Origin of the sequence: Pseudomonas sp. SIMBA_041, assembly GCF_046535095.1 — a bacterium.
Classification (GTDB): domain Bacteria; phylum Pseudomonadota; class Gammaproteobacteria; order Pseudomonadales; family Pseudomonadaceae; genus Aquipseudomonas; species Aquipseudomonas mucoides.
Genome location: NZ_JAWRXJ010000150.1, coordinates 1 through 303 on the forward strand (window position 1 = coordinate 1; position 303 = coordinate 303).

Genomic DNA, 303 nt, shown 5'->3' on the forward strand with positions numbered 1-303 from the left:
CATATAAAATATTAATTTTTACAATTTCAAAATAACATATCAAATATTGATAAACACCCTAAGGGCGACCGAGTTTCGATGCCACGCAGTTGGCGGCCATACGCACAGTCACACCTGAAAGCGGCTTCTTCGCTGCCCCATCGCGGACGGCATGATTTTTTGCGCCGATTCGCCTCGATAAAAACAGCATACTCCCCAGTGGAATCAACATGCCAGTGCATTCCATGCAAATCATATTATTTATCTGGAGTCCATTGTACAATTCGAGTCTATCGGACTGCATACATTTCATCTGATTGACAT

1 protein-coding gene is annotated in these 303 nt (G+C 42.6%); it reads right to left on the reverse strand.

Annotated elements, in window-relative coordinates:
• Positions 1 to 58: 58 nt before the first annotated feature.
• Positions 59 to 303, reverse strand: a 245-nt coding sequence (locus tag SB725_RS30630; protein WP_410923108.1) for a hypothetical protein, incomplete at its 5' end; no start/stop codon positions are given.